This window comes from Pseudoalteromonas sp. XMcav2-N (assembly GCF_024124545.1).
In the GTDB taxonomy this organism is placed as follows: domain Bacteria; phylum Pseudomonadota; class Gammaproteobacteria; order Enterobacterales; family Alteromonadaceae; genus Pseudoalteromonas.
Window position 1 is genome coordinate 95,933 of the sequence record NZ_JAMXSF010000012.1, and the last position, 13,655, is coordinate 109,587.

12 protein-coding genes are annotated in these 13,655 nt (G+C 50.2%); 7 read left to right on the forward strand and 5 right to left on the reverse strand.

The window, feature by feature from the left end; all coding sequences use genetic code 11:
* Positions 1–3 precede the first annotated feature (3 nt).
* The 5 genes from priA (at position 4) to NH568_RS15910 (ending at position 5,056) form a co-directional block, all read left to right on the forward strand.
* Positions 4–2,175, forward strand: coding sequence for a primosomal protein N' (gene priA / locus NH568_RS15890; protein WP_253048706.1), 2,172 nt, complete (start codon positions 4–6; stop codon positions 2,173–2,175).
* Between the two features lie 9 nt (positions 2,176–2,184).
* Positions 2,185–2,718 carry an SPOR domain-containing protein gene (locus NH568_RS15895; RefSeq protein ID WP_253048708.1) on the forward strand — a complete coding sequence of 178 codons (534 nt, stop codon included), beginning with the start codon at positions 2,185–2,187 and terminating at the stop codon, positions 2,716–2,718.
* 76 nt (positions 2,719–2,794) lie between these two features.
* On the forward strand, positions 2,795–3,313 hold the full coding sequence (hslV, locus tag NH568_RS15900) for an ATP-dependent protease subunit HslV (protein ID WP_010386191.1): 519 nt from the start codon (positions 2,795–2,797) through the stop codon (positions 3,311–3,313).
* 11 nt (positions 3,314–3,324) lie between these two features.
* On the forward strand, positions 3,325–4,653 hold the full coding sequence (gene hslU, locus NH568_RS15905) for an HslU--HslV peptidase ATPase subunit (protein ID WP_138545866.1): 1,329 nt from the start codon (positions 3,325–3,327) through the stop codon (positions 4,651–4,653).
* Positions 4,654–4,693: 40 nt separating this feature from the next.
* Entirely contained in the window at positions 4,694–5,056 is a 363-nt protein-coding gene (locus NH568_RS15910) for a DUF971 domain-containing protein (protein ID WP_253048788.1), read from the forward strand.
* A 65-nt stretch (positions 5,057–5,121) separates the two neighbouring features.
* Here the strand turns inward: NH568_RS15910 and NH568_RS15915 are convergent, their stop codons facing one another.
* The 3 genes from NH568_RS15915 to NH568_RS15925 all read right to left on the reverse strand — a co-directional run bounded on the left by NH568_RS15915 (position 5,122) and on the right by NH568_RS15925 (position 8,681).
* Positions 5,122–7,002: a HAMP domain-containing methyl-accepting chemotaxis protein gene (locus NH568_RS15915; RefSeq protein ID WP_253048710.1), complete on the reverse strand. Its 1,881-nt coding sequence runs from the start codon at positions 7,000–7,002 to the stop codon at positions 5,122–5,124.
* Positions 7,003–7,110: 108 nt separating this feature from the next.
* Positions 7,111–8,163 carry an MJ1255/VC2487 family glycosyltransferase gene (locus NH568_RS15920; protein WP_253048712.1) on the reverse strand — a complete coding sequence of 351 codons (1,053 nt, stop codon included), beginning with the start codon at positions 8,161–8,163 and terminating at the stop codon, positions 7,111–7,113.
* Positions 8,160–8,681 (reverse strand): phosphatase PAP2 family protein, encoded by a 522-nt coding sequence (locus NH568_RS15925; RefSeq protein ID WP_138545863.1) that lies wholly within the window; start codon positions 8,679–8,681, stop codon positions 8,160–8,162. The genes NH568_RS15920 and NH568_RS15925 overlap by 4 nt, the downstream gene beginning before the upstream one ends.
* 161 nt (positions 8,682–8,842) lie before the next feature.
* Between NH568_RS15925 and rraA the strand changes: the two genes are divergently transcribed.
* Both rraA and NH568_RS15935 read left to right on the forward strand, forming a co-directional pair.
* Positions 8,843–9,349: a ribonuclease E activity regulator RraA gene (gene rraA, locus NH568_RS15930; protein ID WP_253048714.1), complete on the forward strand. Its 507-nt coding sequence runs from the start codon at positions 8,843–8,845 to the stop codon at positions 9,347–9,349.
* 72 nt (positions 9,350–9,421) lie between these two features.
* Positions 9,422–10,480, forward strand: a complete 1,059-nt coding sequence (locus NH568_RS15935) for a formimidoylglutamase (RefSeq protein WP_253048716.1) — start codon at positions 9,422–9,424, stop codon at positions 10,478–10,480.
* On the opposite strand, the gene NH568_RS15940 is transcribed toward NH568_RS15935, so the two are convergent.
* Both NH568_RS15940 and hutI read right to left on the reverse strand, forming a co-directional pair.
* Positions 10,477–12,321, reverse strand: coding sequence for a GGDEF domain-containing phosphodiesterase (locus NH568_RS15940; protein WP_253048718.1), 1,845 nt, complete (start codon positions 12,319–12,321; stop codon positions 10,477–10,479). The two genes, NH568_RS15935 and NH568_RS15940, sit on opposite strands and share 4 nt — an antisense overlap.
* Positions 12,322–12,345: 24 nt before the next feature.
* A complete protein-coding gene (gene hutI, locus NH568_RS15945; RefSeq protein ID WP_253048720.1) occupies positions 12,346–13,566 on the reverse strand; it encodes an imidazolonepropionase in 1,221 nt (406 codons plus the stop codon).
* Positions 13,567–13,655 lie beyond the last annotated feature (89 nt).

The following is a 13,655-nucleotide window of genomic DNA, read 5'->3' on the forward strand; positions in this document are numbered from 1 at the left end:
TCCATGCGCTTCGCCGAAGTCGCTTTAAAAGTGCCTTTACATAGAACCTTTGATTACCGCCTTGATCCGCAGCAGCAGCCTTGCGTCGGAGGCCGGGTGCGGATCAAATTCGCCAACAGAGCCTGCATTGCCGTCGTTGTCGCACTGAAAAATCACAGTGATGTACCACAAGACAAAATAAAAGCCATTGAGTCGGTACTCGATACCACGCCTATCTTGTCGCCAGAGCACCTTGGTTTTTTGCGCTTCAGTGCACAATATTACTGCCACCCGTTAGGCGAAACCCTGTTCACCGCCCTGCCTGGCGCATTGCGCGAGGGAGAGCAGGTTGATAAAACGCAAGTCCCTGTATTGACCCTCACTGAGACAGGACGTGAAACCACACAACTCAGGGCCAAAAAGCAACTTGCCTTGCTTGAGCAACTGCGCAGTGCCGGTGATGCGACCGCCAGTGAACTGAAAACACTCGGCTTCTCGCAGGCACAGATCAAGGCACTGCTCGAAAAAAATCTGATCCGGGAAGAACTGCGCACCGACACCGACTGGCAATCGACCCCATTGCAACTGGGCACTAAACCCAGGCTAAACCCTGAACAGGCCACGGCTTGCAGTGCCATCAACAGTCAAACCGGATTTCGTACATTTTTACTTGAAGGTGTCACGGGCAGTGGTAAAACAGAAGTGTATTTACAAAGTCTGGAGGCCATTTTAGCCAGCGGCAAACAAGCATTGGTGCTGGTACCAGAAATAGGCCTGACACCACAAACCGTGAATCGCTTTAAGCGCCGCTTTGAGGGGCTGCCCATTGATCTGTGGCACTCCAATCTGACCGACAATGAGCGCTTGCATACCTGGCGTCGCGCTGAACAGGGTGAATCGGCACTGGTGATAGGCACCCGCTCAGCCATCTTTCTGCCTTTTCAGGCTCTGGGTATGATAGTGGTTGATGAAGAACATGATGGCTCCTTCAAACAGCAGGATGGACTACGTTACCATGCGCGTGATCTGGCCGCGTACCGCGCCGCTCAGGGTCAGTTTTCTTTGGTTTTAGGTACCGCAACACCAGCGCTGGAGACCTTACACAAAGCCTTGCAGAACCGTTATCAATTGCTGCCACTGACTAAGCGGGCACAAACCCAACAAGATAACCGGTTTGTGCTGGTCGATATGAAAGGACAAGCTGACCAGGCCGGATTTGCCAAAGCCAGTCTGGATGCCATTTCCGCCACCCTGGCTCGAGGGCAGCAGGTCATGGTGTTTCTCAACAGGCGAGGCTTTGCCCCCACCCTGATCTGCCATGAATGTGGCTGGCTCAGCAACTGCGACCGCTGCAGCACCAGCGCCACTTATCACAAATCGTTGCGCAGGCTCATTTGTCACCACTGCTCCGAGCAAGCCTTTGTGCCAGTGCAATGTCCCGACTGCGGCAGCACCCAGATCATGCCAACAGGGTATGGCACAGAGCAGCTGGAAGAGTTCTTATCCGAGCAGTTTGCCGACTTTCCTGTGCACCGCATTGACCGCGATTCTACCCGTCGCAAGGGCAGTCTCGAAAGTGCACTGGATGAAATTAACCAGGGAGGAGCACGACTGCTGATCGGCACTCAAATGCTCGCCAAAGGTCATCACTTCGCCGACGTCAATCTGGTGGTGATCCTCGACGTAGACAGCGGGCTGTATTCTTGCGACTTCCGTGCCACGGAACACATGGCTCAGCTGATAACACAGGTGGCCGGGCGGGCCGGACGTAGCGGCGAAGCGGGCACTGTGCTGCTGCAAACTCACTTCCCCGAACACCCTTTATTACAAGATTTGGTCAACAACGGGTATCAGGACTTTGCCCGCTATGCTTTACGTGAACGCGAAGAAACCCAAATGCCACCGTATAGTCACATGGCTCTGATCCGTGCAGAAGCCACCAATGCACAACTGGTCATGGCGTTTTTATCGGATCTGGTTCCAGCCACCCCCTACCCTGGTATACAATTACTCGGACCGATCCCCGCGCCGATGGAACGCCTGGCCGGAAAATACCGATATCAATTGCATATTCAGGCAGCGCAGCGCAAAGTACTGCATCAATACCTGGCGCAACTGGCTGATTATATTGGTCAGCATAAACTTGCCAACCGGGTGCGCTGGAGTATTGACGTTGACCCTATGGATACCTATTAAAAAAACGTTATGGCACAACACGACTATATAAATAAGAAGCCTGGCGGTAAAAAAGCCGCCAAAGGAAAGGCCAGCAAACCCTTTCCAAAGGTTTTTGCGGCCCTGACACTGTTGCTGGTCGGTGCCTTTGGTTATGGCCTGTGGTACATCAAGCACCACGGCGAGCCTCAGGTACAGCCAAGCAGCCCTAAGCCTGCAAAACAAGCTGAGCAACCCAAAGTTGAAAAAGATCTCCCTCGCCCACCTGACTTTATAAAGGACATCAAAGATCATGAAGTGATCGTCAAGGTGAAAAAGCTGGAGAGCAAAGGCCCATACCAGATGCAATGCGGCTCTTTCAGAACCTATAAACAGGCTGAACAAATGAAGGCCAAAATGGCGTTTGCTGGCCTGATAGCCGAGATCCGCCGCACCGAAGGATCAAATGGGGTCTGGTATCGAGTGCGTCTGGGTCCCTATGAAACCAAGCGAGGCGCTGAGAGCGACAAAAATAAGCTGGAACGGATTAACATCGTCAGCTGTGGGATTTGGAAGTGGACTTGATCTTCACAAAATCGTCCCTATCTCTACCCTAATTGAATTTACAGGTGAGGCTTAAGCCTCCTGATTAAGGAATACTATGACAACTATCGTGAGTGTTCGCCGAGGCGACAAAGTCGTAATTGGCGGAGATGGCCAGGTCTCTCTTGGCAATACGGTAATGAAAGGCAATGCTAAAAAAGTGCGTCGCCTGTACAACGGTAAAGTACTAGCAGGCTTTGCCGGTGGCACTGCCGACGCGTTCACCCTGTTTGAACGCTTTGAAACCAAACTGGAAATGCACCAGGGTCACCTGACCCGCGCGGCCGTTGAAATGGCAAAAGACTGGCGTACCGACAGAGCGCTACGCAAATTAGAGGCACTGCTGGCTGTTGCCGATGAAACTGCGTCATTGATCATCACAGGCAATGGCGACGTAGTACAACCTGAGCACGACCTGATAGCCATAGGCAGTGGCGGTAACTTTGCCCAGGCCGCAGCCACTGCGCTGATTGAAAACACCGACCTGAGTGCCCGTGAAATTGTGGAAAAGAGCCTTAAGATCGCAGGCGACATCTGCGTCTTTACCAACAATTTCCAAACCATCGAAGAATTGTAATAGGAATTGCCATGACAGCAATGACCCCCAGAGAAATCGTCCATGAGCTTGACCAACATATTATAGGTCAGGACAAAGCTAAAAAAGCCGTCGCCATCGCACTGAGAAACCGCTGGCGTCGTATGCAGCTCCCTGAAGAGCTGCGCAGCGAAGTTACACCAAAAAACATCCTGATGATTGGTCCAACTGGCGTAGGTAAAACCGAGATCGCCCGTCGTCTGGCTAAACTGGCGAACGCGCCATTTATCAAAGTTGAAGCCACCAAGTTCACCGAGGTAGGCTATGTCGGTAAAGAGGTCGAAACCATTATCCGTGATTTGGTGGAAGTCTCTTTCAAAATGACGCGCGAGCAGCAAACCAAAAAGCACAAACATCGCGCTGAAGAAGCTGCGGAAGAGCGCATTTTGGATGCTCTGCTACCACCAGCGAAAGACGCCTGGGGGGAAACTCAGCAAAGCGATAACAGCTCTACGCGTCAGGTGTTCCGTAAAAAGCTACGTGAAGGCCAGCTGGATGACAAAGAGATAGACATCGACATCGCTGAAACGGCGCCTCAGGTCGAAATCATGGCGCCGCCGGGCATGGAAGAGATGACCAATCAGTTGCAGGGCATGTTCCAGAATCTGTCGGGCGACAAAAAGAAAAGCCGTAAACTGAAGATCAAAGAAGCCTTCAAGCTGTTGATTGAAGAAGAAGCCGCCAAGCTGGTCAACCCGGAAGAGCTCAAAGAGCAGGCGATTTTTGCCGTTGAGCAAAATGGTATCGTATTCATCGATGAGATTGATAAGATCTGTAAGCGTGGCGAAGCTTCAGGTCCGGATGTCAGCCGCGAAGGCGTGCAGCGCGACCTGCTTCCGCTTATCGAAGGCTCAACAGTCAGCACGAAACATGGCATGGTTAAAACGGATCATATTTTATTTATTGCCTCAGGTGCATTCCAGATGGCCAAACCTTCTGATCTCATTCCTGAGCTGCAAGGCCGTTTGCCGATCCGTGTTGAATTGGAAGCGCTCACTGCAAAAGACTTTAAACGTATTCTGACAGAACCACATGCATCGCTCACAGAGCAGCAACAGGCCCTGATGAACACAGAAAGTGTCAGTATCGAATTCAATGATGATGCGATTGAACGCATTGCTCAGGCAGCCTGGCAAGTTAATGAAAAGACAGAAAACATTGGTGCCCGTCGTCTGCATACTGTGATGGAAAAGCTGATGGAAGAAATTTCATTCGACGCTTCCGACAAAGCCGGCGAGTCACTGACGATAGATGCCGCGTATGTCGACAAACATTTAGATATGCTGGTCCAGGACGAAGACCTGAGCCGCTTTATTCTTTAACGGATACCAGCCCGATCAATGATCGGGCTTTTTTATGCCTATGTATCAAGTGACCAAACTACATTACCACACCCAGCAAAACCTGCTCGATGTGTACTTTGATGATGGCCTGACTCACTCGCTCAGCGCTGAATTTTTACGTGTCCATTCGCCTTCAGCCGAGGTGCAGGGGCATGGCCCCGGTCAGCAACAACTGGTGCTCAACAAACAGAATGTGTCCATTGGTCAAATCGAGCCGGTCGGCCACTATGCGGTCAGGCTGGTGTTTGATGACGGACACAACTCCGGGTTGTTCAGCTGGCAATACCTGAGAAAGCTGTGCGAGCAACACGAGACACTGTGGCAAGACTATCAGCAGCGTGTGTCGGCACGGCACGATGTGCCGATCAAGTTTATGCCCTGACAACTTGTGTTAGACAAAAAAGGCGACCTGTATGGTCGCCTTTTCTTTTATCAAACCCTGGTGGGTTATACCTGGTATTTTTCTACCGATTCATACAAGTTACGAGCTTGCTCTGAGAGCTCTTCACTGCTCTGTGCATTGCTGCTGGCATGCTCAGAGGCCACCTGCGCAATGTCACGGATCTTAACCACATTCTTATTCACTTCAGATGCCACCTGTTTTTGCTCATCAATGGCGGTGGCAATATGGGTGCTCATTTCCATAATGGTTTGTACATCTTCGGTGATCATGCCCAGTAAATCACCCGCACGCTCTGCCTGAGCCACGCTCTCATTACCCTGCTCGCGGCACTGCTCCATGATATTCACCACTTCGCGGGTACGCTGTTGTAAGGTAGAAATGATGCTTTCAATTTCCTGAGTCGAATCCTGAGTACGCTGAGCCAGTGAGCGGACTTCGTCTGCCACCACCGCAAAGCCCCGACCCTGCTCACCGGCACGGGCGGCTTCAATGGCCGCATTCAGCGCCAGCAGGTTGGTTTGCTCGGCAATACCCCGGATCACATCAAGGACAGAGCCAATAGTTTCACCATCCCGCTCTAACTGGCCCACAACATCCGATGCCCCACCCAAAGACTCAGACAGCTGCATGATATGCTCTATAGTTGAGGTCACCTCAGTGCGACCCAGCTGGGCATTCTTATTAGTAGACTCGGCTTTTTCCGCAGCCGCTTCGGTATTGTGTGAGATATCCTGGATAGTCGCCTGCATTTCGGTTGCTGCCGTTGCGACCATATCGGCTTCATGAAGCTGCTCAGTCATGCCGGCACTGGTCTGTGCCGTGGTATCCGACAAGTGATGGGTTGCATCATTAATGATCGCCAGCGCACTGTTCACATCACCAATCAGCTCTTTAAAGTCGCCAATCAGACTATTGAAGTCTTTGGTCATCAGAGTGATTTCGTCATTACCCGTCTGTTCAATTGGAATACGCAAATTGTTTTCGCGGCGGATCCGCTCTATGGTCTGATAAACCCGTTCAACCGGACCAATAATCGACCGACTAGTCGATAAAACCAAAATCATCACCAACACGGATGCCACCACAAAAATGACCAGTGCGGCCATTTGCGCTGTTCGGGCATTATCGGCAACCTCTTGTTTGGCCTGATTGACAATCTGGCTCACCACCGCATCACTTTGCTCCACGCTTTGCTTCATGCTGCCGAGAGCGCCACTGTTAAGGTCCAGACCCAACTTGGTCTGTGCATCCACTAAATTTCTGAAGCGAGTCTGATATTGCTTGATCAGGGTCTGGATCTGACGCTCATATTGGGCGTCAAAACCCGCCGACTTAACCTGCCCCTCAAATTTGCTGATTTGATCGTCAAACTTCTTGAGGTATTTTAAATCCAGTCGCAGCATAAAGTCTTTTTCAGCCCGGCGGAGCATCAACATGCTTACCAGCAGATCGTCGCGTTCTTGCTGCTTTAGCATAGTCTCAACTTCATGAACGGCACTACGCAGCGCGCCATACAGCCCGTCTTTAGGATGCAGGCCGATGGTTTTTTGCAAGTTAACAACGTTGTTAAAGTCGTCCACATAAGTTTGTGCCAGGCGCTCGAACTCACGTAAATTGCTATCGTCTATACCGAATTCAGCAAAAATCTCGTCCAGTAGAGCAGCCTTACGCTGCAGCTCGCTGTAATCCTTGGCATATAAATCCAGTGCCTCAGTATCTTTATAGAACAAAAAGTTCTTCTCGTGTTTGCGCATAGAGAGCTCATGAATATCGAGCTCTTCTGCATACTGAATGGTTTCATTCAGCTTACGCATGGTACTGGCTTCGATCATGATCACTGCCAGCATAACGACTAAAGCCACACCCACAACCAGCGCATTCAATTGCAAGCGCCGCTTAATGGTTAGATTTTCCAGAAATGCCATACGGTTACCCAATTATTACAAGACCTGCAATAAGTATAGATTATTCCGTCAGCATCGCCGCGCACTATTTATCAATTTTGCACGACTTTATTACTATTTGCGCATTAATTAAGCAGCCCTTGATGCTTTATTGAGCACAGTTTGCCAGAGCGTGTCATGTAGCTCACTGACATTGCCCCATTGTCCCTTGGTTAGCCACAACGCCAACGGTGTTGCATCACTTGGGAAATTGATCTGTTGCCCCGCAGGAGATTCGAGCCACTCATCGAGGGCTTCGGAATTAAGATAATTCATTACCTGGGCCAGCCCCAGTGATTGTAATGTCATCGCATTGCTTTGCTGCTCAAATTGTCCCTGTAAAGGCTTTAACAGCAATTTTTTACCAAACTTCAGTGCTTCACTGGACAGCTCAAACCCGGCATTTGCCACAACGCCGGACGCATTGGCCAGATCACAGATAAAGCCGTCGCGCGAGGGCGAGCGCAGATGGATATGGTTAATAGAGGTGTTGTGTGCATCCGGGTGGTAGCAATAAAATTCCTTGTCCGGAAAGTCTTTTAGCAGCTCAACAATGTGAGACAAGTCTTCAAATGGCAGATAGACCAGCACTTTATTGGCAACCGACTGATTACCAAAGTCACCAGGCTGATACGGAATAAAGGGGGGTACTATGTTTTCTGCAAAGGGTTGCCAGTGCACACCAAGATGAATATCAGCCGGCGCAAACCAGCGAATGAGTGAGCGCAGTAAAAAATTACCACCGAATAAAGGCACATTGGGTGATAAAAAGGCACTTTGATGACTCATTGCAACCACAGGGACTTTTGCCCTTCGTGCCGCCCAGGCGGTCACCGGCTCAAAGTCGTTAAAGACCATATCGTAGCCGCGCATATCAAACGCCCGAACATCTTTGACGAAGCGACCGAGTCGCAACTGCTGGAGCGTGCCCTGATAATTTAATCGACCATGCTTAGTCGCAAAGCTGATCCCGCGCCGGGTTTGATATTCACCGAACACCGACATATCAAAATAGCGCTCGTCTGGTCGACCAGAGAATACATAGTCAACGTCGATCCCCAATCGGGTAAAACATTCTGCCATCACCCGTGCACGAGTGATATGGCCGTTGCCAGTCCCTTGTACGCCATATAAAATCTTCATAATTCCCCTACAACTCCTATTGCCAGCAAAGCACAACCGCTACCTATAATCGCGCCCAGAATGACATCAATTGGATAGTGCACACCAACCACAATTCTCGACAAAGACACTCCGGACGCCCAAATCATCAATGGCAAAGCCAGTGCAGGAAAAGGCTCCATCAGACACGTGGCGTATAACCAGGCACCGGCACTATGTCCGGAGGGCATGCTAAATTTATCACTTGGTGTAAGCATGGCCTTAACAGCAAGGCAATCACAGGGCCGGATCCGTGCGATACGGTTTTTCAGGTAAAGGTAAAGTGGCCGCTCAATGGCAAATGCGACCACAGCACAGAGTGCAAACTGCTGGCCCACCTCCCCCATAAACAGCGCACTCAGGATGCCAAGGATCACATATAGTCCACCGTTTCCGCTTTTTGACAGTGCCAACATCACCATTTTGAACCAGGGCTTACACTCGGGTTTATAAAGGGCGAAATACAGCGCCGTATCGAGTTTAATGATCTGTGTTTTCATAGTTCATGCTTACATTTGTTCACAATTTCAGCATAGAAGAGCTAAATAACACTGCCACGACATTTTTGTGACACAATTATGTATGTTGATTCAAAGCATTGCGCACCTACGTAATGGGAGTATACTGGGCTCTGAATTCAGTTATTTTCGAGGACGCCCGTATGGATTACAGCACTTCCGACTTATGTGACCATTTTGCCGATGCCGTTGATGTATTGGAGCCAATGTTTATCAATTTTGGGGGTCAAAGCGCCTTTAGTGGTCGTATTAAAACGCTTAAGTGCTTTGAGAATAATGAGCTGATTAACCAGACACTACAGCAAGATGGCACTGGCCAGATACTTTTAATTGATGGCGGGGGCTCCACGCGTCGCGCACTCATTGATATCGAGCTTGCTGAGCTGGCAATCGAGAATAACTGGCAGGGTATTATCGTCTATGGCGCAGTTCGGCACGTTGAAGAACTGGAAGAGTGCGACATCGGAATTCAGGCCATTGCATCCATCCCTGTCGCAGCCGACAGCCATGGCAGTGGTGAACAAGGCATCCCCGTGAACTTCGCTGGCGTATCTTTTTACGACGATGATTTCCTGTATGCCGATGCAACGGGCATTATTATTTCTGCGGAAGAGCTACTGCTGGAAGTCGACGACGAGCAGAGCGAATAGCATAGCCTTTTATTAATTCATTCGGGCAAAGCCTGCCTTTGCCCTGTTTAACCCCATTGATCGACCAATATTATGAGTAACCACTGGCTTCATATCTACAGCGAAGCGGACATCACCGCGTTTAGTCACACCCGAGAAAATGAGCAACGCTTTTGGCAAACCCTGTCATTCCTGCAACCCAAAGAGGACCTAACTCAGGCTCTGCGCGATGCGGCGCAATTCGGCATTAAGTATGTGTTGATTGCCATCAACGAAGATTTAGGTCCCCGGGCAAACTGTGGCCGGGGTGGTGCGCACCTGGGGTGGCAGGCATTTTTACAGCGTTTTCTGAACTTACCCTGCAACCGTTTTCTGGCTCCGGATGATGTCTTACTGCTAGGGGAAGTCAGATGTGACGACTTGCAACAGCAAGGCGCTGATCTGGACAACCGAGATGCGCAGCAACTCGCGCAATTACGTACCTTAAATGCTGAGCTAGATGAGCGTGTCAGCGTTGTGATGAAAGCCATCTTTGATGCCGGACTCACGCCCATAGTGATTGGTGGTGGCCACAACAACTGTTTTGGTATATTGCAGGCACTGGCGCAAAGTACACAGCAAGCGTGTCATGCCATTAACTTTGACCCGCATGCTGACTTTCGTGCGCTTGAGGGACGCCACTCAGGTAACGGCTTTAGCTATGCTTATAAACAAGGTTATCTGGCGGATTATCATGTTGTCGGAATGCATGAACAGAAAAACAACCATACCATTATCAGTGCATTAGATAAGGCCGGATTCAGTTACAGCAGTTACCAGGATATCCTGGTGCGCCGAAAACTATCCCTGACTGAAGCCTGTAATACCGGACTGCGTCGCTTTGCCGAACGTGCACCACTGGGCGTCGAGGTCGATGTCGATGCCATCTCTGGCATGCCAGTTAGCGCCTACACAAACTGTGGGTTTACGGTCAATGACGCCGAGCATTTTGTCCATCTGGCCGCCAGTCAGGATAATGTCCGTTATCTGCACTTATGCGAAGCTGCACCTGAACACCACCCTCAAGGACTACAGCAAGGGATCAGTGATGCAGGTCAGGTTTTGGCCTCTCTGGTTTGTAGCTACTTACAGGCACGCAAGTCAGACGTTTAATGTGAATCTGGCTGAGGCGAAACAGATGCATCTTCCGGATGCTCCCAGCGCCATTGCTTCAGCCAGCTGATCATCCCAACACTACTCAAAGGTCTGGCAAAATAATAGCCCTGCGCAGCAAAGGTATTCAGACTTTTCACAAACTGGAGTTGCTCTGGTGACTCAACGCCTTCACAGATCACTTTACATGCCTGGATCTGTTGCATTTCAACAATGCCACGCACGACACTTTTAAACGACCCCTGATTGCCATGGTCAAGAGTGAGTGAGCGGCCCAGTTTGACATAATCAACTGTCAGCTGAGGTAGCTTCGACAAAGTAACCGGCGTTTCACCAAAACTGTCAATACACAGGCGTATTCCTATTGAACGTAACCGAGACACCATCGCGATACCCTGAGGGTCAAGGCTGGTAAATAAACTGGAAGGACATTCAATAATGAGATCCCCTGGCTTTAACTGATGCTCCAGCAGAACGTGATCAATAAACTCTATGAATTCTTCATGCAACATTTCCGGACCAAACAGATTCAAACTCAGTGGCATTGAAATACCTTCCACACGCAGCGCTAACGCAATCTCAGCTGCGCGCTCAATCACATACTGTGCAACGGGTAATGCCAGCCCAGCGATGCGAATGTCCTCAATGAACTTGCCCGCTGCCAGAATTCCCTGTTTGGGATGTTGCCAACGCAACAGCAACTCAAGAAATTCAATATCACCGTCTTCATTGCGCACAACAGGTTGAAAATACAGCTCCAGTTCTTTTCTGAAGTCAATATGAGCCAGCTCGGCCAGACGAGCCTGCTGCTCCAGTCGATTGATTTGCATTTGTTGCTGATAAGGTGCGATGGCGCTGTCAGGCTGACTATCCAGTGCTAAAAATGCGCAGGTTAACAGGTTTTCGAATTGTCCCTGTTCTTCGTCACAATTCACATAGCTGGCACGTGCCTTAACCTCTATCGTGCAGTTACCCACATTGAACGGCTTCAGCGTGCTTTCAATGATTTCGTTGATCATCTGCTCATGCAGGTGGTGCTGATTAACCAGACTACAGACAAATACAAAGTGCAGGCCGCCTAAATGTGCCAGCCGGGATACATCATTACCCAACGGCACTGGCATCACATCAGGATGCTGTAAATGTTGCTTTATACGGTTGGCCGACTGAGCCAGTAACAGATCGCCAAACTCCCGGCCAAGGTGAAAATTCACCTGTTGAAATCCTTCAAGGCGGATCATGACTAACATAGCCGCACTGGGGTCTCGCTGCCGGAAGTCATAAAACGCACTGCGAAAGCCAGCCCTGTCGGGCAGCTCCAGAATGTCAGCCGTTTTACCCTCCTCGGTACCAGCCTGTTGCACCTGCACCTGAGGCATTCTTGCTAACATCAGTTCGGCCAGAAACATCGGTAATAAAGCGGCGACCAGTAAACCCGGTGTTAGCTGCCAATAAAGTACGCCAGCCAATGCCAATGCGGCGCCACAGGCACTGAGACAGGTGACCACCTGAAATCTCAGCTGTTCTGATCGCAGCGCCAGCCAGACATGTAACACCAGCAGCGGTGCCAGCAGGTAAGAAAAATAGTGTGTCGTATTGGCGAGGTATGCCAACACCACTGCGGTTGTAGTGGCATACAATAACCGGTGCAATGGCTGCTGACTGACGATAATGGCTGCAACACTGGCACTGAGTAAGGTCCCGGCTACAAACGCCACCAGCAAAGGTGACTGTGGGCCTGAGACTTGCCAGAAGGTAGCTGCCGACACCACCGGAGCGAACAGGACCAGAAGCAAGGTCATACTTATATTACCATGTTTTAGCAGCGCACTTTTTGTCATCGACAGACCATTGCGAAATTCATACTATTGCACAAGTTTACCCGAAATCCAGGTATTTAACAGATCATTTACGCCAAACTGATAGCTCAGTTCAGCCGGGTGGCCGACCTGCCACAGCACCATATCAGCGCGCATACCCACTTTCAGACTCCCACGATCTGACAGCCCCAATGCCTTCGCTCCATGGCGAGTGACACCGAGCAGAGCTTCTTCAGGCGTCATACGGAACAAGGTACATGCCATGTTCAACATAAGACGTAAAGAACATAATGGCGCAGTGCCCGGGTTGAAATCACTGGCAAGCGCAATCGGGACATTATGCTGACGCATCAGATCAATCGGTGGTAACTGTGTTTCACGCAGGAAATAAAAAGCCCCCGGTAATACCACGCCCACAGTCCCCGCTTTGGCCATCGCTTTAACGCCCGCTTCATCAAGGTACTCAATATGATCCGCAGACAGGCCGTTAAATTCCGCTACCAGCTCAGTGCCATGCTGATTGGACAGCTGCTCGGCATGACATTTCACTTTGATGCCCAGCTCAGTGGCTTTGGCAAACACGCGACGTGTTTGTTCATTACTGAAACCAACATTTTCACAAAATGCGTCGACCGCATCAGCCAGCGAACGCTCAGCGACCTGCGGCAGCATTTGCTCGCAAACCAGTTCAATGTAGCCATCGGCGTCATCCCGATATTCCGGTGGTAATGCATGCGCCCCCAGAAAAGTGCTTTGTACACTGACAGGGTGGTGTTCATCAAGCATGCGGTTGACTTCAAGCAGCTTGATTTCGCTTTCGCAATCCAGGCCATACCCGGATTTACTCTCAACTGTGGTCACCCCTTCTCTGAGCAGTGCATTAAGTCGCTCTTTACCAACCACAAACAACTGTTCATGATCCGCCGCACGGGTGGCTTTCATGGTGGTCGCAATGCCGCCCCCCTGCTGCGCGATTTCTTGATATGACACACCATTGAGGCGTTGTTCAAATTCTTGAGCCCGTGAGCCGGCAAATAAAATATGGGTGTGGCAGTCTATCAGGCCTGGTGTCATCCAGGCGCCCTTTGCTGAAATGGTGGGTGTTGATACCGCATCAAATTCTGGTAACTGAGCCTGCTCGCCAAGCCAGCAGATCACACCATCTTTGACCATGATGGCGCCATTTTCAATCGCCCCATAAGGGCGCTCAATATCCGGGTCCATCGTTGCCAGATTGACATCCAGAACCACTAAATCTACTTCCATCACCACTCAAATCCTCATCACTAAATTGCTGATTTGAGTGTAGCAAGAATACTTGTATATACAATAGAGGTGTGCCATGTTTATTAGCT